At 61.5% G+C, this 17,778-nt stretch carries 19 protein-coding genes and 4 tRNA genes; 1 reads left to right on the top strand and 22 read right to left on the bottom strand.

All coding sequences use genetic code 11. The features are described 5' to 3' along the window. Nucleotides 1–9 precede the first annotated feature (9 nt). The 16 genes from AAGW23_RS03515 to dinB form a co-directional block, all read right to left on the bottom strand. A complete protein-coding gene (locus tag AAGW23_RS03515; RefSeq protein WP_342404986.1) occupies nucleotides 10–423 on the bottom strand; it encodes a hypothetical protein in 414 nt (137 codons plus the stop codon). Continuing rightward, complete coding sequence (locus AAGW23_RS03520) at nucleotides 413–1,294, bottom strand: type II secretion system protein (protein WP_342404987.1); 882 nt, start codon at nucleotides 1,292–1,294, stop codon at nucleotides 413–415. The genes AAGW23_RS03515 and AAGW23_RS03520 overlap by 11 nt, the downstream gene beginning before the upstream one ends. Beyond that, nucleotides 1,285–1,758 (bottom strand): prepilin-type N-terminal cleavage/methylation domain-containing protein, encoded by a 474-nt coding sequence (locus tag AAGW23_RS03525; RefSeq protein ID WP_342404988.1) that lies wholly within the window; start codon nucleotides 1,756–1,758, stop codon nucleotides 1,285–1,287. Before AAGW23_RS03525 ends, AAGW23_RS03520 begins: the two co-directional genes overlap by 10 nt. Further along, nucleotides 1,755–2,198, bottom strand: coding sequence for a type II secretion system protein (locus AAGW23_RS03530; protein WP_342404989.1), 444 nt, complete (start codon nucleotides 2,196–2,198; stop codon nucleotides 1,755–1,757). The genes AAGW23_RS03525 and AAGW23_RS03530 overlap by 4 nt, the downstream gene beginning before the upstream one ends. 80 nt (nucleotides 2,199–2,278) lie before the next feature. Next, a complete protein-coding gene (locus AAGW23_RS03535; protein WP_342404990.1) occupies nucleotides 2,279–2,740 on the bottom strand; it encodes a type II secretion system protein in 462 nt (153 codons plus the stop codon). A 25-nt stretch (nucleotides 2,741–2,765) separates the two neighbouring features. Further along, nucleotides 2,766–3,269, bottom strand: coding sequence for a type II secretion system protein (locus tag AAGW23_RS03540; RefSeq protein WP_342404992.1), 504 nt, complete (start codon nucleotides 3,267–3,269; stop codon nucleotides 2,766–2,768). A 165-nt stretch (nucleotides 3,270–3,434) separates the two neighbouring features. Further along, the gene (locus AAGW23_RS03545) at nucleotides 3,435–4,673 is read right to left on the bottom strand and encodes a type II secretion system F family protein (protein ID WP_342404993.1); all 1,239 of its coding nucleotides are present in this window, start codon (nucleotides 4,671–4,673) and stop codon (nucleotides 3,435–3,437) included. Between the two features lie 178 nt (nucleotides 4,674–4,851). Beyond that, a complete protein-coding gene (locus AAGW23_RS03550) occupies nucleotides 4,852–6,576 on the bottom strand; it encodes a GspE/PulE family protein (RefSeq protein ID WP_342404994.1) in 1,725 nt (574 codons plus the stop codon). Then, nucleotides 6,573–7,976, bottom strand: a complete 1,404-nt coding sequence (locus AAGW23_RS03555; RefSeq protein ID WP_342404995.1) for a tetratricopeptide repeat protein — start codon at nucleotides 7,974–7,976, stop codon at nucleotides 6,573–6,575. The genes AAGW23_RS03550 and AAGW23_RS03555 overlap by 4 nt, the downstream gene beginning before the upstream one ends. Then, nucleotides 7,973–8,905, bottom strand: a complete 933-nt coding sequence (locus AAGW23_RS03560; protein ID WP_342404996.1) for an ExeA family protein — start codon at nucleotides 8,903–8,905, stop codon at nucleotides 7,973–7,975. Before AAGW23_RS03560 ends, AAGW23_RS03555 begins: the two co-directional genes overlap by 4 nt. A gap of 8 nt (nucleotides 8,906–8,913) precedes the next feature. Further along, nucleotides 8,914–10,512, bottom strand: coding sequence for a pilus (MSHA type) biogenesis protein MshL (gene mshL / locus AAGW23_RS03565; protein WP_342404997.1), 1,599 nt, complete (start codon nucleotides 10,510–10,512; stop codon nucleotides 8,914–8,916). Beyond that, nucleotides 10,509–10,841, bottom strand: coding sequence for a Type II secretory pathway component (locus AAGW23_RS03570; RefSeq protein WP_342404998.1), 333 nt, complete (start codon nucleotides 10,839–10,841; stop codon nucleotides 10,509–10,511). The genes mshL and AAGW23_RS03570 overlap by 4 nt, the downstream gene beginning before the upstream one ends. After that, a complete protein-coding gene (gene gspM, locus AAGW23_RS03575) occupies nucleotides 10,834–11,499 on the bottom strand; it encodes a type II secretion system protein GspM (protein WP_342404999.1) in 666 nt (221 codons plus the stop codon). The genes AAGW23_RS03570 and gspM overlap by 8 nt, the downstream gene beginning before the upstream one ends. Further along, entirely contained in the window at nucleotides 11,492–12,097 is a 606-nt protein-coding gene (locus tag AAGW23_RS03580) for a PilN domain-containing protein (protein ID WP_342405000.1), read from the bottom strand. Before AAGW23_RS03580 ends, gspM begins: the two co-directional genes overlap by 8 nt. Beyond that, the gene (pilM, locus tag AAGW23_RS03585) at nucleotides 12,097–13,017 is read right to left on the bottom strand and encodes an MSHA biogenesis protein MshI (protein ID WP_342405001.1); all 921 of its coding nucleotides are present in this window, start codon (nucleotides 13,015–13,017) and stop codon (nucleotides 12,097–12,099) included. The genes AAGW23_RS03580 and pilM overlap by 1 nt, the downstream gene beginning before the upstream one ends. A 269-nt stretch (nucleotides 13,018–13,286) precedes the next feature. Continuing rightward, nucleotides 13,287–14,342: a DNA polymerase IV gene (gene dinB / locus AAGW23_RS03590; RefSeq protein WP_342405490.1), complete on the bottom strand. Its 1,056-nt coding sequence runs from the start codon at nucleotides 14,340–14,342 to the stop codon at nucleotides 13,287–13,289. 381 nt (nucleotides 14,343–14,723) lie between these two features. Here dinB and AAGW23_RS03595 point away from each other — a divergent pair, with 381 nt between their 5' ends. Further along, nucleotides 14,724–14,999, top strand: a complete 276-nt coding sequence (locus AAGW23_RS03595) for a hypothetical protein (RefSeq protein WP_342405002.1) — start codon at nucleotides 14,724–14,726, stop codon at nucleotides 14,997–14,999. Nucleotides 15,000–15,011: 12 nt separating this feature from the next. Here AAGW23_RS03595 and AAGW23_RS03600 read toward each other — a convergent pair whose 3' ends face one another. The 6 genes from AAGW23_RS03600 to gltX form a co-directional block, all read right to left on the bottom strand. Next, nucleotides 15,012–15,461, bottom strand: coding sequence for a thioesterase family protein (locus AAGW23_RS03600; protein ID WP_342405003.1), 450 nt, complete (start codon nucleotides 15,459–15,461; stop codon nucleotides 15,012–15,014). A gap of 215 nt (nucleotides 15,462–15,676) precedes the next feature. Further along, nucleotides 15,677–15,752: transfer RNA gene (locus AAGW23_RS03605), tRNA-Glu, on the bottom strand. Between the two features lie 48 nt (nucleotides 15,753–15,800). Next, nucleotides 15,801–15,876: transfer RNA gene (locus AAGW23_RS03610), tRNA-Ala, on the bottom strand. A 50-nt stretch (nucleotides 15,877–15,926) separates the two neighbouring features. Next, a tRNA-Glu gene (locus AAGW23_RS03615) sits at nucleotides 15,927–16,002 on the bottom strand. Between the two features lie 48 nt (nucleotides 16,003–16,050). After that, a tRNA-Ala gene (locus tag AAGW23_RS03620) sits at nucleotides 16,051–16,126 on the bottom strand. 168 nt (nucleotides 16,127–16,294) lie between these two features. After that, nucleotides 16,295–17,776: a glutamate--tRNA ligase gene (gltX, locus tag AAGW23_RS03625; protein WP_342405004.1), complete on the bottom strand. Its 1,482-nt coding sequence runs from the start codon at nucleotides 17,774–17,776 to the stop codon at nucleotides 16,295–16,297. Nucleotides 17,777–17,778 lie beyond the last annotated feature (2 nt).

The following is a 17,778-nucleotide window of genomic DNA, read 5'->3' on the forward strand; positions in this document are numbered from 1 at the left end:
TCTTTCAACTCAACGCTCCACGACGGCGGTCAACTGGCGATAGGCATAATCCGGGCGACTGCCTGGCGTGCCGTTCTGTGCAGTCGCGGTCAGTCGGTAGATCGCGACGCTGGATGTGCCTTCCGTGTAAACACTCGAGACGCAGGTTACGGCCACGCTGTACTCCGACAGACTGCCGCTCAGGCTCAGTGAACCCACCGCGCAGGTCCCGTTGTCCAGAGTTCGAGCGATGCTCCATTCAAGCCCCGCTCGCGCGGCCTGGTACGCGCGTGCCTGCTGAATCGAAAGACTGCTGGTCCCGTGCTGGATCGCAGACAGATGTGCCATGGTCATGATGATGACGGTTACCACAATCATCAGGAACAACGCTGCAACCAGGCCGAATCCGGCCGAATGTCGTGGTGCTCGGAAATCAGGGCGCATTGTCGACGTGAACCTGTTGGGTGAGGCGAAGGGTCTCACCATCCTGAGCGATACCGAGCTCAAGGCTCAACAGCCCTCCCCGCTGCGCGGTGCCGGCTCGGTAGCTGAAGCGGCACTGGCTGACGTCGCCGGTGAGTTTTCGCGGGTTGGAACCGCTCGGTGGCGACAGGGGCAGACTCTCCAGTAACTGGTTGTAGCTATAGCGCACCAGCTCGCCACCCTGGCAGCGATACCCAACCACGCTTTCAGCAAAGTACAGCCGCCGCTGGGGTGAGGCCAGGGCGAAGCGGAACCCGCTGGCAGGCAGGCTGCCAAGTGCAATGAGCGACTCGTCCGCCGGCGCACCGGCCCGCAGCGAAAAGGTCGTCCCGCTCGGAGTGATCACACCCGGATTGGCAAACTTCCAGACGTTCGCGCCGGCAAGCGGTACACCGCCAGACTCGGCGCCGACGTTGTACAGCACCATCCAACGCGCCCCCGAGAGATCCATCGACGGAGCAAGCAGCTGAACGCTGTCACAGCTCAGATCAGCTGTCGTACTTCCGCAGGTGGTCGCGGCTTCACCGAAACGCAGCCCATCGCTGTCGTTGCGGTTCGGACGGTATCGACCGGCGCTGTGGATCAACAGCAATTCGAGCGCCTGCCCGTCGGCGGACACACGCAGGGAGTTGGGGACCGCAAGCCTGACGTCCCGCGTCATCCGCTGAAGGGCGCTCGCACCGAGATCGACCAACTCGGCACGACGACTCTGCGCCGCGAAGCTTTCCATCGGTCGACCCAACACCGTCGAAATCATCACAGCCACCAAGCCGGCCAGTGCGATGACCATAACCAGCTCGACCAAAGTGAAGCCGCGCAACTTCAGGGGCATAGGCTCGCCCCCGAGGCGTCCGTTTCGCCGTAGCAGGTTCGATAGCCGCTGAGCTGCAATGTAGCGCCAGCCGGATCGGTTACGCTGACGTCAATACGCAGAGCCTGTACGCCGCTCCAGGCATCTGGGCCGCTCACCGAAACGGCGACGTTATAGGCTGCCAAGTCAGCAATCGCGGTACCGAAGGCATCATGCGGCGTCTCGGACAACCCTGCGTAATCACGAACGTCGTTGAAGCAGGCGCGCGCAGGGCTGCACGCGCCGTTGGCCTGTGTGACAAACGCCTGCAACTCGATTTCTTCCAGATATGCCTCAGCGATCGCCAGGCTCTGCTGACGCAGCAGTGGATCGGCGGAACGTGCCGTTATCGAGGCCATGGCATTAAACAGTGCCGCGGCCGCAATACCGATGATCACGATGGTGATCACCAGCTCGACCAGCGTCATGCCGCGCTGGCGTCTCATTGCACCAGCCCGGTTTCGGCAGTCACGCTAAAGGTGAACGCGCCGATGGTCGCGCTCGCCGCGCTGGAGGGCCGCCCCAGCGAGTCGAACACCACGGGGAAATTGGAAGCCGACACCGATACGCCCGCAGGCAAGTCGGTATTGGCAAAGGGTGTCTGGCCGTCCGGTCCCTGCACCTCGGCGCTGAACGCGCCCGAGGTGCAGTTCGCCGCACGGCGCAGATGGTAGCCACCAGTCCCCAAGCTGACCTCGGTCAGGCAGCCGCTCGCCAAGGCTAGCTTCTGTGCGTAACGCACGGCCGAGACTGTCTCTTCGAAAAACAGGCGCTCGTCGAACACCCGTCGATCGAAGAATCGCGGCCCCACCACAGCGGCGAGGATGCCGATGACGACGAGTGTCATGATCAGCTCGACGAGGGTGAAGCCGCGGGCATCGCTCATTGCAGTCTCAAAAGTGTTTCGTGTTGGCTGGCACCCGTCCCGAGGGCCTTGATAAAGAGCCCTCGCTTTCTTGATAGCTATTAGCAACCCGTCAAGTCAGACGACAAGGTGATCGTCGGCACTGTCCCTGCAGTCTCTCCAGGAGCCTTGTAGGTTACGTTGCACTTTGTTTTATCCGTTGCGCCTTTAGGGCTGATCACAGTTCCTGCAGTAGCATCAGTATCGATAGTAAAGTCAGAGGAGATAATTCCAGCCGCTGCAGCGATTGCAGAGTCCGCCGGATACCCACTTTTCTTAACCATCGCGACCGTGCCTCCTTCAACCTTTACCGAAGCGGCATCAGCATTGTTTTGGGCAAGCCAGGCAGAGTGTGTCAGCGCAGAGGCAGACTTTATCGATCCATAGGCGCCCTGAAGGGTGCCCCGCCGTGCATCACCGCCTAGATCTACGAATTGAGGGATAGCAAATGCCGCCAGAATCCCCAGAATCACAATCACCATAATCAACTCAATCATGGTGAAACCGCTTTGTTGTTTCTTCATTTCTATGCCCCCGAGGCAGTTGGTATTACGGTTTGAAAGTGGTGACGACAGTACCGAGTGCCGAGTCGTAGACGATCGTGTCGTTGTTGCCCTGCCCTTGATAGGTATAGGTGCAGGCCTGGCCAGTGGCGCCAGCCAGAGTCGCGACGTAATCCGCGCTGGTTCCCGTGATGGTCGGTGCGGAGCCCTGCAGCAGGTTGGTCCAGAGCGCCTGACAGTCGGCAACCGAGCCAAGGGTGTTACCGCCATCGATACCTACCGGCCAGCCACTGGTGTTGACGTCGACGTTGCCAGCGCCAAAGCCCACAACGTTATCGTTCGACGTAATGCCCTTGCCCCGGTTAACTTCCCACTGTGCACGCGCGAGCATGACTGCGGACGCTAGCGCACCGCCGACGCCTCGCACCGAAGCCTCATGTGCATCATCTGCGACATCGATAAAACGCGGCAGCGCAACCGCCGCCAAGATGCCGAGGATGGCGATTACCACCACCAGCTCGATCATCGTGAAACCCTTGTTCCTGCTCATTGCTGCTCCTCGTTTTGCCGGTCAACGCGGCCTTTCCGTGGCCGAACCGTTTTGTTTGTACCAACACGTCTTCCCTGACCTGTCAGCAATCTTTTGCACGTCACGCCGAGTGCTTGACGGTAATCCCGCCGGTGCACGGCCTTAGCAAGCTCCCGGCCAGTTGTCTTACCCCCTCCCCTGCGCTGCACTACCCAGCTCCCACATCGGCAGAAAAACGCCCAGCGCCAATACCAGCACCATCACGCCCATGCAGACGATGAGAATCGGTTCGATGGCATCCGCCAATTGCTTGAGGTCGTAGTCGACCTCCTGTTCGTAGAAGTCGGCGACTTCGATAAAGAGGTCGTCCAGCGCGCCGGTTTCTTCACCGACGGCCATCATCTGCAGGACCAACGGAGTGAATAAGCCGGAGTTGTGGGCAGAGCGAGTCAGCGCTTCGCCGCGTTCGACGCTTTCGCGGATGCCGAGAATCGCCTGGCCGATATGCTGGTTGCCGACGCTGGCGCTGTTGATCGAGAGGGTCTGCAGCAACGGCACACCGGCGCGGTACATCATCGCGAAGGTGCGGGTGAAGCGCGCCAGCGCGATGCGTTCGAAGATGCCGCCGACAATGGGCAACCGTAACTTGATCCGGTCCCACTTGAGTTGACCTGGGTCGGTCTCGATCCATTTGAAGAAGGCGTAAAGTCCGCCAACGATGCCCAGAAGCAACAGCCACCAGTAGTCGCGCATGAAGTTGGAGGTGCCGATAAGCACGCGGGTGGCCCAGGGCAGCTGGGCGTGAAACTGGGCGAACACCTTGGCGAACGCGGGGATTACCAGGAGGTTGATCACCGCCAGCGCGACGCCCATCGCGACCATGACGAAGATCGGGTAGCGCGTGGCCTGCTTGATGCGCTTGCGGGTTTCGCGTTCCAGCTCGAGATAGGCCGCCAGTTGCCTGAACGCCTGATCGAGCTGGCCGGTGTTCTCGCCGACGCTGACCATGCTGACGAACAGGTTGTTGAATACCTTGGGGTGAGCATTTAGCGCCACGGCCATCGACTGGCCGCTTTCCAGGCTGGCGCGCACGTCCTGCAGGATCTGACGGAAGAACAGGTTTCGGTTCGACTCGGCCAGACCGCCAATGGCGCGGATGATCGGCACACCCGCTTTGCTCAGGCTGTACATCTGGCGGCTGAAGATGATCAGCTCATCAAGATCGACGCGCTTGCGGCGCAGCTTTTCGCGCAGCATCGCCAACGCATCACTGCTACCCGCTTGGCTCTCGCTGGCTTCGATGGTCAGCGGTGTAATTTGCCGTGACAGCAGCTCGCCCGCCACGGAGTCGGCGCTGGTGCCCTCGAGCGCTCCGCTGACCTTCACGCCCTGGGCATTGCGGCCGGTGTAGCGGAAGGCAGGCATCAGCTGAACGCTCCGGCAAATCGGAGTGCCGAAAGCAGGGTGCCAGCCACGACCCGCGAGCCGTTCAAGCGTCCGTAGGCGCGAGCTCGATCGCGAAAGCGGTGCTCCGTCGAGCATCCCGGGTTCGCCAGCAAGCGGGTTCCTACAGGAGCGGTGCAGAGTGGTGCGAGCACGGCAATCACGCGCTCACCTCGTCATCCGCGAGGGTCGCGCAGACCTTGAGCACTTCATCTACGCTGGTGATGCCGGCGATGGCGTAATCCAGCGCGCATTCGGCCAGTGGTCGGTAGTGCGGTTGCTGGCGTGCCGCCTCGGCAAAACCTTGCGGATCACCCCGCCGCAGCGCGGCGATCATCGGCTCGTCGAGTTCGAGCAGCTCGTAGACGCCAATCCGGCCGCTGTACCCACTGTTGTGGCACTGGTGGCAGCCGCTGCCGCGACGGAATCGTTTGTCAGCCAGCGAGCCACCGTGCAGCGTCTCCAGCCAAACCAGCTGGCGCGGATCCGGCTGGTGGTCTTCCTGGCAGTTCTCGCAGACGCGGCGAATCAGGCGCTGGGCCAGCACCGCGTTGAGCGCCGTGGCGACGAGGAAGGGCTCCACGCCCATGTCGATCAGGCGCATGGCCGAGGTCAAGGCGTCGTTGGTGTGCAGCGTCGACAGCACAAGGTGGCCGGTCAGCGCCGCGCGCAGGCCGATCTCGGCGGTTTCCTGGTCTCGGATCTCGCCGACCAGGACGATGTCCGGGTCCTGACGCAGCGCGGCACGCAACACACGGGCAAAGGTCAGTTCGATCTTGGCGTTGACCTGCACCTGGTTGATCCGTGGCAGGCGGTATTCCACCGGGTCCTCGACGGTGATGATCTTCTTTTCCGGGCTATTCAGCTCCGACAGGCCGGCGTAGAGCGTGGTGGTTTTGCCCGAGCCAGTCGGGCCGGTGACCAGCACCATGCCGTGCGGACGTTGCAGCAAGCGACGGAAGCGTTCGAGCATCGCTACCGGCATGCCGGTGCCATCGAGTTGGAACATCGCCCCGCTCTGGTCGAGCAGGCGCATCACCACCGACTCACCGAATTGCACGGGCATGGTCGAGACCCGCACATCGAGGTTGCGGTTCTTGACCCGGATATTGAAGCGGCCGTCCTGCGGCAGGCGCTTTTCGGAGATATCCAGACCGGACATGATCTTCAGCCGCATGACCAGCGCCGAGGCGACGCGGTGCTCCTTCATCACCTGCTCATTGAGCACGCCATCGATACGCTGACGGATCCGCACCACGCCTTCGTCGGGTTCGATATGGATGTCCGACGCCTTCATCTGCACGGCATCTTCGAACAGCGTCTGCAGCAGCCGCACCACGGGTGCGTCACTGTTGCTTTCGGCACCAAGGCGCGAGAGGTCGAAATCGCTCTCCTGCAGTTCGCCTTCCAGCTCACCGGCCAGCGAGGCGATTTCACTGGTGCGGCGGTAGAGCTGGTCGAGCGCGCCTAACAACTCGCTTTCGCGCACCACGGCCGGGAATACCCGCTTGCCCAGCATGCGCTCCATCTCGTCCTGGGCGAACAGGTCGAGTGGATCGGTCATGCCGACCAGCACGCCCTCTGTCTGGCGCGACAGCACGATCACGCGGAAACGTCGCGCCACCGCCTCGGGCAGGCTCTGCGTCAGCTGATTGTCGAATTTGTAGTGTTTGAGCTCGACGAAGGGAATCTGCAACTGCTCAGACAGAGCCCTGAGCAGGCGGCCTTCATCGATAAAGCCAAGGTCCAGCACCGTGCGACCCAGCTTGGAGCCGGTCCGCTTCTGGTCCTGAAGCGCGAGCTGCAACTGAGCGTCACTGATCAGCCCGGCCTGGACCAGGAGATCGCCGAGGCGAATCTTGCGCTGGCGGATATCCTGAGTCATTGCGTGCCTCCGAGTGAACCGGCGCGTTCGGTGGCGAACCGACGCGCGCTTTCATCCAGCCCCTGCCCTTGCAGAGCGAGCCGGTAATGCCGGCCGGCCTGCGCCGGCTGATCGAGTTGTTCCAGCGCGATAGCCAAGCCGAGCTGCCAAGCGCCGTGTCCGGGTTGAACCGCGATCAGCTGGCGGTAGGTCGCAGCGCTTGCGGACCAGTCGTTGACCTGCTGGTAGAGCGCAGCCAGCAGCGCGTGATACGCCGTGTGACGCTGCAGTGGCGGCGCGTTCTGCTGCAGCGTCGCGATGGCTGCGCCTTGATCCCCGAGCTGTAGCTGGCCGCGCGCGAGCAGCTCGCGCAGCTCGGCATCGAACGGACGCGCCTGCAGCTGGTCCGGCAGCCACTTGAGCAATGCGGCAGTGTCGCCGGCACTGAGGTACGCACGAGCCAGCCAGCGGCTGATCTCAGGGTTGTCAGGTTGTGCTTGATGCAGTGCCTGCAATTGTTGAATAGCCGTTAGATGATCACCGCGATCCAGGGCGCTGCGGGCTTGCGCGAGGGGATCGGGCTGATGCGCACCGATGGTGAGATTTGCTTTCGCTGAGGGAGCAACGGGCTCTGCTGCAACTGCAGCGCGGAGCATAGCCTTGGGCTCAGGGGACGGCTTGGCGCGGGCCGGCTCGTTGAGCGTCTCAGCCGGCTCGACTTCACGGGTCACCCAGTCCGGCAATTCCTCGTCCATATCCGGCGATTCGGCAACTGGCAGCGACAGGGTCTGCGGGTCGGCTTCAGCGATGCTGCCAAGCGACACATCGAGCCAGAGCTGCGAGCGTTCACCCATCGATTCGAGGCGATCAGCGACGTTCAACTGGTCGCCGAAACCGATGATCAGCACATTGACATCGCCGTCCTGCGGCTCGACGCGCCATGAGAGGGTCTGCCCGGCTTTTTCGATGCGCCCGGTGCGTGGCTCGCCTGTGAACTGCACATCGTTGAGCCGGAAGTTGACCGATCCGGTCGTATCGACGCGCTGATAGCTGACGGATCGATCAAGCAGCAGTTGCAGAACGAAACGCCGCCCGTCGTTTTGCGGCAACACATCCAGCAGCCGCGTCGCAGCGACAACCTCTGGCGGCGGTGCCACCTCTTCGATCAATGCCGGGGCAACAGGGGCTGAGACGACGGGGGGCTGGGCAACCGGCTGCAGGCGTTCTGAAAGCAGGAACAGCCCAACGGCCGCTACCACGAGGGCCCCAGCGACCAGCAAGCCACGACGCATGCGCCGATAGCGCTCACGCCTTGCCGCACCGGCCTCGTCCACGGCGTAAAGGCTGCCCAGTTGCTCACGCTCGGCCGGCGCGGCGCGGCGTGTCTCCAGATCCCGCAACATGTCGTTGACCAGGCTCACGGCAGCACCTCCGCGAGGTGCGACAGCCAGGGCCAGGCACCGACGATCAGCGCCAGTGACAAGCCGCCAGCAGCGATCTTCCAACCAAACAGTCTCGAGGCGCTTCGCCAGAACGGCTTTGCCCCTTCGGTGTCGTCCAGCGCCCGACGGACATGGCGGGCCAGGACCTGACGAGCCCCTTCGCCGAACGCCACCATCAGGCACTTGTTCGCCAGAATGTTAAGCAAGCGTGGAATGCCGCCACTGCCGCGCACCAGCAAACGTACCGCCGCAGCTTTGAACAACGGCTCGCCACGGTAGCCGGCCACGGCCAGGCGTTCCTGCAGGTAGCGGGTAGCATCGCTGACATCCAGCGGTCGCAGGCTATAGGAAAAGGTGATGCGCTGACGCAGCTGGCGAAAGTCTTCACGGGCCAGCGTCGCGTCCAATTCCGGCTGACCGAACAGCACCACTTGCAGCAGCTTGCGGTGTTCGGTCTCGAGGTTGGTCAGCAGGCGCAACGCTTCCAGCGTCGCTGTCGGCAGCGCCTGGGCTTCGTCGATCAGCAAGACGGTGCTCTTGCCCTGCCCGGCCAGCTGGATCAGGCGCGCATGGAGCGCGGTGAGCAAGCCGTGATTATCCAGCTCCGCCGCCTCGGCTATATGTAGCTCTTGCGCCAGCGCCTGGCGCAAGGCCATCGGCGTCAACGTCGGATTCGGCAGCCAGGCGACCTGGTATTGAGCAGCGTCCAGTTCGTTGAGCAACGCGCGGCACAGCAGCGTCTTGCCCGTGCCCACTTCCCCGGTGACCTTGATGAAGCCTTCGCCTTCGCCCAGTGCCACGCGCAGCAGATTGAGGCAGGCCTGGTACGGCGCCAACTGGACCATGAAGCCTGTGTTCGGCGTCAGCGCGAAGGGCTTCTCGCGCAGGCCGAAAAATGCTTCGTACATACCGGCCGTTACCTGGTCGACCGGAAGGATTCGGCGGATTTGCGCAGGTCATCCAGCCAGACCTGATCGTCCACCACCTGTGGCCGCATGAGGATCACCAGCTCGGTCTGCAGCAAGGCTTTGCGCTGCTGCTGAAACAGCGTGCCGACTATTGGCAGCTTCGATGCCCAAGGAATGTTCGCGTCGGTATTGGTGTTTCGGTTTTCCAAGAGGCCGCCGATCACTACAACCTGACCGCTGCGAGCGCGCACGATGGAGTCGGACTGACGCGTGGTCGAGAGTGCCAGCGGCAGATTGAAGACGTTGTCCGAGCCGCCCAACTGGATGCTCTTGTTCTGGTCCTGCACGCGGCTGACAGTAGGCCGCACATGCAGCGTGACCTGGCCGCTTTCATCGATCTGCGGGGTGACGTCCAGCGAGATGCCGGAGAAGAAGGGAGTGAGGGTGATGTCCAGATCTGGCGCGGTGGTGCCGCCCACCAGGGAAGTGGTGGTGGTCGAGACATCAGTCACGAAGAATTCGTCGGTCCCGACCTTGATGACCGCTTTCTGGTTGTTCAGGGTCGAAATCCGCGGACTGGACAGCACCCGCACTTCACCCTGGGTCTCCAATAGCTGCAGCACACCGCTGAAATCGCCGACCTGCACAGCGGCACTGAACACACCGCCAACACTGTTCGGTCCGCTCAGGGTGTCGCCTTGCACGCCGAGGCTGAAATCGGCGTTGCCCATGCTGCCGAGCTGCGCCCAGTTGATCCCGGACTGAAAGCCATCGGACAGATTCACTTCAAGAATCTTGGTTTCGAGGATGACCTGACGCTGCAGGTTGCGCTGCGCCAGGGCAAGAAAACGTTCCACCGCCTGCTGGTCTGCGCTGGAGGCGCGTACCACGAGCAATCCGCTTTGCGGATTGACCACGACCTGATTACCCTCTTCGCCGCCGATCATCATTTCGATCACCGCGCGTACTTCACTCCAGAAGTCTACGTTGCTGGTGGTCAGCAACTGGCTGGCGTTCACGGTCGAGGAGGTGCTGCTGGTCGTGGTGCCTGCCGCGCCCACACCGGTACTGTCGCTGCTGGTGACCTGGCCGGAACTCACGCGGGTATCGGTCATGCCTTGGCGCTGGACGTTCAGGTAGTCCAGATCGTAGGTGCGCGTGATCGCCTGATTGGGCTGGATCTGATAGCCGTAGGCAGTGCGGCGGTAATCGTAGCCGTAGCTATCCCGTACCGCCGACAGTGTTTCTTCGAGGGTCACGTCACGCAGGCTGAAGGTCACGTTGCCGGTCACCCCGGGATGCACCAGCAGATTCTCCCCAGCGCTTTCCATCAGGCTCAGAAAAAATTCGCGGGCCGGCATGTCGCTGACGGCCACATCGAACCGAGGCCCCGACACGACCAGGTTGTCGGCTGCCAGCGGCGGTATCAGACCGGCCTGTACCGAAACCGGAGGCACAACCTTCAGCTGATTCTGTTCCAGGCTTTCCTCGAACAGTCGATTGCTCTGCTCGTACAGGCGTTTGTCGCCGTCTTCAAAGGTCTGACAGGCAGACAGCAGGCAGAACAGGCTCAACACGCCGAAGCGAGACATCTGGATCGGCATCATGGCTGGGTACGGCTCGTTTGAATGAGGGGGGCGCTCAGGCGCAGTTCTTGCTGCTGACCCTGGCGATCGATTACGACGGCGTGCCGGTGGACTGCGAGGATGCGCGCCTCCCCCACTCGGTCTCCAACCCGCAGGATGTTTCCGTTGATCACGGCACTGGCGCGCCCAGGACCTCGCAGGATCGCCTGCAGATGCAAGTCGGCCGTAGCCTCTGCGGGTGCATCGCCAGCAACCCGCCCGGGCGGCGGCTGGGTAGGATCAAGGGCCAAGACCGGCGCCGTGAAACACAGCGCGGCCAGGCAGATCGAGTTGACTGCAGACTTAAACACCAACCCACCCCGCATCGCGACTCAAGGTATGCAAGTCGAGGATGACGCGAGCCCGGCTGGCGCCCTCCTCGCCCACTTCGTATTTCAGGCTGTCCCAATGCAAGCGCCAGCCACTTGCCTGAATCGCGTTGAGATAGGCCAGCAGATCGAAATAGCCACCTTCCAGCGTCAGGCGCAGGCCGTGACGGTAGAACACCACCGGCGGCGTCTTCTGTTCTTTGTTATCGGCTGTCACAGCAGAAGGCACAGCAAGGGGCCCGCTCGAACTCTGCAGGGCGACCAGTTTCAACTTGACCTGGTTGCGCAACAGATCCTGCAGCAGCGCCTTCATTCGTGCCGGCGATATCAGCGTGCTGGTTTCCAGATCGATGCGCTGCAACAGGTTGTCGTGGCTGGTCTGGGCGACCGCCAAGGCCTGGCGGTAGCTCAGGTTCGGATCAGCCGCGAGCTTGGCCTGGATTTCCAGCAAGCTGTTGTCGGCCGCGAGGAGACGGGTCTGCGCGTCCTGTTGCCGACTGCCTTCGGCCGCGATGCGCAAGCCCAGCGGCTCGGCGACTAGCAACACGTAGAACACGATCAGCAGTGCCAACCCGACGCCGTAGGTCAACCATTGCTCACGCGGCGCCAGGGCCTGCCAATGCTGGATGAGCTTATTCATCGTTCTGCTCCGTCACGGCTTGCGAGGACAAGCGGAATTGCAGCAGATCACTGTCGTCGCGCTGAATCTCGAACCGGGCAAACGCTCGCCCGCTGAACGCGCTGCTCTGGCCCAGACTCTGCAAATAGAGCGGAAGAAGTTCCTGATCCTGCGTCAGCCCCAGCAGCGCCATCTCATCCCCGCCCGCCTGGAGGCGAATCTTTGTCAGCCACAGCCCCTGCGGCGGGTGGCGATCAGCCAAACCCTGCAGCAACGCCGAGAAGCCGCTGCTGCGCTGCGCATCGAGCGTTTTAAGGTGGTCGGCCAGTCGTTGCAGTTCGCGGTTCTCGGCTTCACGTTCGGCCAGCTGCAGCGGGAGCTGCGGGTCGAGTGTCGGCTCGCGAAAATCCGCCTTGACTACATCTAACCGGGTCTCTGACTGCGCGGCCTGTTGTTCAGCTCGCATGGCCGCTTGGCCAGCGGTATGCAGCTGCCAACCCTGCCATGCGCCATGGATTGCCAGCACTGCGATAACCAGTACAGCGCCAAGCAGCATTTGCCCGGGTCGTGGCCCGCCGCCGCTACGGCGTTCGCGTTGATAGAGGTTGATGTTCTGCATCAGCCTGCATCCTGACGCAGGGCGGCGCCGACCGCGCCGATACAGAAGGCCTGACTCGATTCGGAGAGGTCAGCCGCCGGTTGCCCCGGGAACAGCTCGCGCAGGTCCATCCGTTGCAGATTGACTGCCAACCCGGCCGCCAGCGCCTGATGGGTCCGCTCACCGTCCTGTTTCATCGGCAGCAGCAGCAGGCGGCTGATGTAGCCTTTACCCAGCTGGCTTTCGTAGTAATCGAGCGAGCGTTGGATTTCCAGCGTCGTGCTGGACAGGTCCTGCTCGGCACGCGCCAGCCCGTGTTCGATACGCCGCGCCATGTACAGATAGGCGCCATTCTGCACACTGATCAAGCCTTCACTGGTGCGCAGGCGCAAAAGCGCCAGATTGATGGCATCGGCACCCGCCAGCAGCCCGAGGTTGCGAAAGGCCATCTCGGTGATGTCGATGCTTGCGAGAGTCAGGCCGGCCTGCTGAACGAGCGAGCTAAACTCGTTCATCTGGGACTTTTTCAGTACTAGGCAATAAACCATGCGCGTGCGGCCACGGTAGGCATCTTCAGGGAGGCTAAAACAATCGATGACAACGTCTTCAAGCGGTTCGCTGAGCAGATCCTTGACGCGCCAGCGCATGGCGTCGCGCAGCTCTTCGGCCGGAACATCTGGCGCTTCCAGCAGGAACATCTGATAAGCCGAAGGATGGAGCAGGAGATTGACTGGCATACCGCTCAGTCCATGGTCGGCAACGACTTGCCTGAGCAGCTCGGCTTGTGCCTCCGGCTGACCTTCGAGGTAGTCGCAACGCAGCAATTGCGGTGCATCGCCGTCAGCCCGCTGGACCTGCGCGAGCGCGACGCCTTGCGGCGCGAATTCTAGGCCCAGCAGCCCAGCTGCAGCGGCTTTGCGACGCTTGAAAAATAGCCCCATCAGGGAAGGCACTCCTGCCGCTTCGCGACTTGCACAACTGTAAACACGAGACGGAACACACTCACCCAGCCTGAAATCAGATTGCCACCTTTACCACGGGAAGCCTAACAAAATGCGTCGCCCGGTCCAATCACCGTCTCCGGCGCCTCTTCATCACTGAAGCGCGTCAAGAAACTTGCGCCATATGGGCGACCGCTACGCCTGCAGCAACAGGCGTACCAGAAAGCAGGATGAAATTTTACAGAGACGATTGGCCGACGGGTGGTGACCTAAAACAACCGCAACTGCTCGAAACCGCTGCGCAGGTCGATCAGACGAACCCCGACGCCAATCAGCCGCACCGGTCGCTTGCCACGGGCAAATGCACCCGCCAGAAGGTCGGCATAGTCTTCAAGCTCCAGTCCCGCACCGGACTGTTCGAGGGTCGTCTGGGTGAAGTCATGGAACTTCAGCTTCACGAAAGGCTTCCCGGGCCGGTAGCCACTATCGAGTCGGGCCATTCTGCCGGCGAGCTGCTCGAGCAGCTCCGGGAGGCACTCAAGGCAGGCGGCGAGGTCCGGCAAGTCGCGTTCGTACGTGTTCTCGACACTGACCGACTGGCGCCGGCTCTCGACCTGAACCTGGCGCTCGTCGACGCCATGCGCCAGCCCCCAGAGCCGCTCACCGAACGAACCGAAATCCCGAATGAGATCAAGGCGCCTCCAACTGCGCAGATCAGCGCAGGTGTGAATGCCCATGCGCTTCAGCTTCTCCGCCGTCACCCGGCCGACACCATGGAGTTTGGTGACCGGCAGAGCGAGCACGAAGTTGTCCACCTGATCTGGGGTAATCACGAACAGGCCGTCCGGCTTGTTCCAATCGCTGGCGATCTTCGCCAGAAACTTGTTCGGCGCAACACCAGCCGAAACCGTGATGCGCAGCTGCTGCCAGACTCGCCGACGGATGTCCTGAGCGATACGCGTGGCACTGCCGGCAAAATGCTCGCAGCCACTCACGTCGAGAAAAGCCTCGTCAAGCGATAGGGGTTCGATGAGATCCGTGTACGTCCGGAAAATCCCGTGGATCTCGCGTGACGCTTCCTTATAGGCATCCATCCGCGGCCGCACGATCAGCAGATCCGGACAGAGCTTTAGCGCATGACCGGAAGCCATCGCCGAGCGCACGCCGTAGGCGCGAGCTTCGTAGTTGCAGGTTGCGATCACGCCGCGCCGATCAGCCAAGCCGCCGACCGCGATGGGCCGGTTAGCGAGGCTGGGATCGTCGCGCATCTCAATCGCGGCATAGAAGCAATCGCAATCGACATGGATGATTTTTCTGGACGGAATAACGGTAGGAGACTCGTGAGTGGACTGAAACGCCGCGCCTCTGGACGGGGCCATCAAGAGCGAAGCGGGCCGCGCGACATTATGGCCGATCCGGACGGCCGCGAGGATATTGCGAGGATGAGCGGATAAGCGAGGCGTCGACCTGAGATTCGTCCAGAAAACTTAGCCGCTTGCTCTTCAATCAAAGTATTTACCCACCTGATCAAGTCACCCAGACGGCAAACCGACCAGAGGTAAGACGCTCGAAAGCGCTGCGCTAGAGGCGACGCCAACGCCTGCACGCAGGGCGGCCGGGGCTATCCACGAACAATTTCCGGGCCACCGAGTCGGATTTTAAGAGGTAGAGCAGTAAACACTTCCAACCTACCCGGAGGATTACCGATGAAGACCTTGAGTATTGCCACTGCCCTTTTCACCAGTCTGCTTGCAACCGGCGCCATGGCCAATCAGGAAGCCACGCAGGATGACGACCTTGGCTTATCCAGCACTGCCCAGGGCAGCGCAATGAACGAAAACCACCAGCGCGCCAACACGGCGAACATCAAGAATGACCCCAAGACTCTCGAGCAGAAAATGGAGAACGAGGTGCAGGACGACTGGCGCGGCGATGCCGAGGAGCGTCGCGAGGCAGATGTCAGCAAGCCAGAACAGCGCTGATCGATACTGGCATCAGAGTTCGAGGGGATAAGGCTGAACCAACGCCTTGCCGTACCCCTCGACAAATTCGCCCGGCATGCGTTTAGGCTTGCCGGTGGACAGCTGAATGCAGACGAACGTGGTTTGCGCACGCAGCAGCGTCACCTGGTCTGCCGATCTGATCAACTGGAAATTACGCTTCATCTTCAAGCGCTGATCAGAGTCCACGATCCAGGTGCCAAGCTGCAATTGATCGCCCTTATACGCAGCAGCCAGGTAGTCGATCTCGTGCCGTAGCACGGCCATCGCCCGATCCAGACGGCGATAATCCTCCAACCCCAGCCCTAGACTCTGTGAATGGCGCCAGGCGCACGTTTCCAGCCAGGTCACATACACCGCATTGTTAGCGTGGCCGAGCTCGTCGATATGCTCGGACTGCACCTCGATATCGATGACGAATGCGTCGGCCTGGTCCCAGATCATGCATACCCTCGCTGTACAGTGCGCCGCCGATGCGGCCGTGTCGCCTATTGGAAGCCACGCATGGATGATTGTCACGCGAACTGCGGACATCTATGACGAACCATTCAGCATGCCGGTTCATTTCAGATTGATGACGCGGCGCTGAATTACAGGCAAAACAAAAAGGGTCATTTCGTGAGAAATGACCCTTCGACGCCCAAACCGGGCAAAAAAAATGGCGTCCCCTAGGGGACTCGAACCCCTGTTACCGCCGTGAAAGGGCGGTGTCCTAGGCCACTAGACGAAGGGGACGCAAGCCCTTCAAAGGCAACCAGCGTGAACTGGTGTGGCAATCGAGATTGGTGGAGCTAGACGGGATCGAACCGTCGACCTCTTGCATGCCATGCAAGCGCTCTCCCAGCTGAGCTATAGCCCCGGATTTAACGTCTCTCGACTCGCCTCGCTTTCGCGTCGCGATTTTAATAATGGCGTCCCCTAGGGGACTCGAACCCCTGTTACCGCCGTGAAAGGGCGGTGTCCTAGGCCACTAGACGAAGGGGACGCAAGCCCTTCAAAGGCAACCAGCGTGAACTGGTGTGGCAATCGAGATTGGTGGAGCTAGACGGGATCGAACCGTCGACCTCTTGCATGCCATGCAAGCGCTCTCCCAGCTGAGCTATAGCCCCATCTCGAGGACGGGGCGCATATTAGGTGTGGCCTCTCGGAGTGTCAACGATATTTTTGCCTGACCCCGAAGATTTTTCAGCAGCAGAACAAATACTTACCGGCGACGAGTGGCAAGCGGCGGACAACTGCGGCGCAGCGCCAACCGCCGCCCATGAAGCAAGCGCGGGTCAGCCCATCGCAGCGAAGAGCTTCTCCCACTCCTTCACTTCCTTCTTCGAGGCGCCTCCCAACAGCTCCAGCGCCTGACGCAGGCGGAACCGGGTCAGGTCTGGCCCGATGATTTCCATGGCGTCGAGTACCGACACGGAGCTGGCCTGGCCCGTGATCGAGGCGAACATCAAGGGCATGACATCGCGCAGCTTCAATTCGAGATGCGCCCCAACCGCCTGAATGCACTCGGTGATGCGCTCTTTGTCCCACTGACGCAACGCTTCCAGCTTCCACAGCGTCAATTGCAGCACCTGTCGAACCCGTGTGGCGTCTAGCTTCTTGTGCTCGAACAAGGCTGGATCGAGATTCAGTGCGCCAGAGAAGAAAAACCCTGCCAATGGCGCAATTTGACTGAAGGTCTCGACACGCTGCTGCACATGGGGCGCAATCTTCATCATGTAGTCAGGGTTGAATGCCCAATTCTGCACTTCGGCTGCGAACTGCTCGACGGGTAGCTCACGCAGCCACTGGCCATTGAGCCAGGACAGCTTCTCGACGTCGAAGATCGGCCCGCCCAGAGAGACACGACTGATGTCGAAGTGCTCGATCATTTCCGCCAGCGTGAATTTTTCACGCTCGTCCGGCATCGACCACCCCATGCGGCCGAGGTAGTTGAGCATCGCTTCGGGCATGAAGCCCATGCGCTCGTAGAAGGTCACCGAGGTCGGATTCTTGCGTTTGGAAAGCTTGCTCTTGTCCGGGTTGCGCAGCAGCGGCATATAGCAGAGCTGCGGCTGTTCCCAACCAAAGTACTCGTACAGCTTGATCAGTTTCGGCGCCGACGGCAGCCACTCCTCGCCGCGTAGCACATGGGTGATGCCCATCAGATGGTCGTCGACGACATTGGCCAGGAAGTACGTGGGCAGGCCATCAGCCTTCATCAGCACCTGCATGTCCATGCGATCCCAGCCGATCTCGACCGTACCGCGCAGCATGTCATTGACCTGGCACACGCCCTCGCTCGGCACCTTCATGCGAATCACGTGCGATTCGCCCGCCGCAATACGCTGCTGCGAGGCCTCGCCCGGGATGTGCATGCAGTGGCCGTCATAGCGCGGCGTTTCCTTGTTCGCCATCTGCTCGGCACGGACCTGATCCAGACGCTCTGCACTGCAGAAACACGGAAAGGCATGCCCTTTGGCGACCAATTCGTCGGAATACTTCTTATAGATCTCGCCGCGCTCGCTCTGCCGATAGGGGCCATGCGGGCCGCCCACGTCCGGGCCCTCGTCCCACTCAATCCCCAACCAGCGCAGCGCGTCATAGATCTGTTGTTCCGACTCGCGCGTGGAGCGCAGCTGATCCGTGTCTTCGATGCGCAGAATGAACTGGCCGCCGTGCTGGCGTGCGAAGCAGAGATTGAAAAGCGCGATATAAGCGGTGCCGACGTGTGGATCGCCGGTGGGGGATGGTGCGATGCGGGTGCGAACGGTGGTCATGA

It is taken from the genome of Stutzerimonas chloritidismutans, assembly GCF_038562055.1.
GTDB classification, from domain to species: Bacteria; Pseudomonadota; Gammaproteobacteria; order Pseudomonadales; family Pseudomonadaceae; genus Stutzerimonas; species Stutzerimonas chloritidismutans_A.

Excerpts from the sequence above, each read along its gene's own strand:
- AAGW23_RS03595 (WP_342405002.1), top strand. The coding sequence starts at position 14,724 with ATGAAGACCTTGAGTATTGCCACTGCCCTTTTCACCAGTCTGCTTGCA.
- AAGW23_RS03540 (WP_342404992.1), bottom strand. The coding sequence starts at position 3,269 with ATGAGCAGGAACAAGGGTTTCACGATGATCGAGCTGGTGGTGGTAATC.
- AAGW23_RS03520 (WP_342404987.1), bottom strand. The coding sequence starts at position 1,294 with ATGCCCCTGAAGTTGCGCGGCTTCACTTTGGTCGAGCTGGTTATGGTC.
- gspM (WP_342404999.1), bottom strand. The coding sequence starts at position 11,499 with ATGAATAAGCTCATCCAGCATTGGCAGGCCCTGGCGCCGCGTGAGCAA.
- AAGW23_RS03550 (WP_342404994.1), bottom strand. The coding sequence starts at position 6,576 with ATGACTCAGGATATCCGCCAGCGCAAGATTCGCCTCGGCGATCTCCTG.
- AAGW23_RS03545 (WP_342404993.1), bottom strand. The coding sequence starts at position 4,673 with ATGCCTGCCTTCCGCTACACCGGCCGCAATGCCCAGGGCGTGAAGGTC.
- AAGW23_RS03525 (WP_342404988.1), bottom strand. The coding sequence starts at position 1,758 with ATGAGACGCCAGCGCGGCATGACGCTGGTCGAGCTGGTGATCACCATC.
- AAGW23_RS03600 (WP_342405003.1), bottom strand. The coding sequence starts at position 15,461 with ATGATCTGGGACCAGGCCGACGCATTCGTCATCGATATCGAGGTGCAG.
- AAGW23_RS03515 (WP_342404986.1), bottom strand. The coding sequence starts at position 423 with ATGCGCCCTGATTTCCGAGCACCACGACATTCGGCCGGATTCGGCCTG.
- gltX (WP_342405004.1), bottom strand. The coding sequence starts at position 17,776 with ATGACCACCGTTCGCACCCGCATCGCACCATCCCCCACCGGCGATCCA.
- pilM (WP_342405001.1), bottom strand. The coding sequence starts at position 13,017 with ATGGGGCTATTTTTCAAGCGTCGCAAAGCCGCTGCAGCTGGGCTGCTG.
- AAGW23_RS03530 (WP_342404989.1), bottom strand. The coding sequence starts at position 2,198 with ATGAGCGATGCCCGCGGCTTCACCCTCGTCGAGCTGATCATGACACTC.
- AAGW23_RS03535 (WP_342404990.1), bottom strand. The coding sequence starts at position 2,740 with ATGAAGAAACAACAAAGCGGTTTCACCATGATTGAGTTGATTATGGTG.
- mshL (WP_342404997.1), bottom strand. The coding sequence starts at position 10,512 with ATGATGCCGATCCAGATGTCTCGCTTCGGCGTGTTGAGCCTGTTCTGC.
- AAGW23_RS03580 (WP_342405000.1), bottom strand. The coding sequence starts at position 12,097 with ATGCAGAACATCAACCTCTATCAACGCGAACGCCGTAGCGGCGGCGGG.
- AAGW23_RS03560 (WP_342404996.1), bottom strand. The coding sequence starts at position 8,905 with ATGTACGAAGCATTTTTCGGCCTGCGCGAGAAGCCCTTCGCGCTGACG.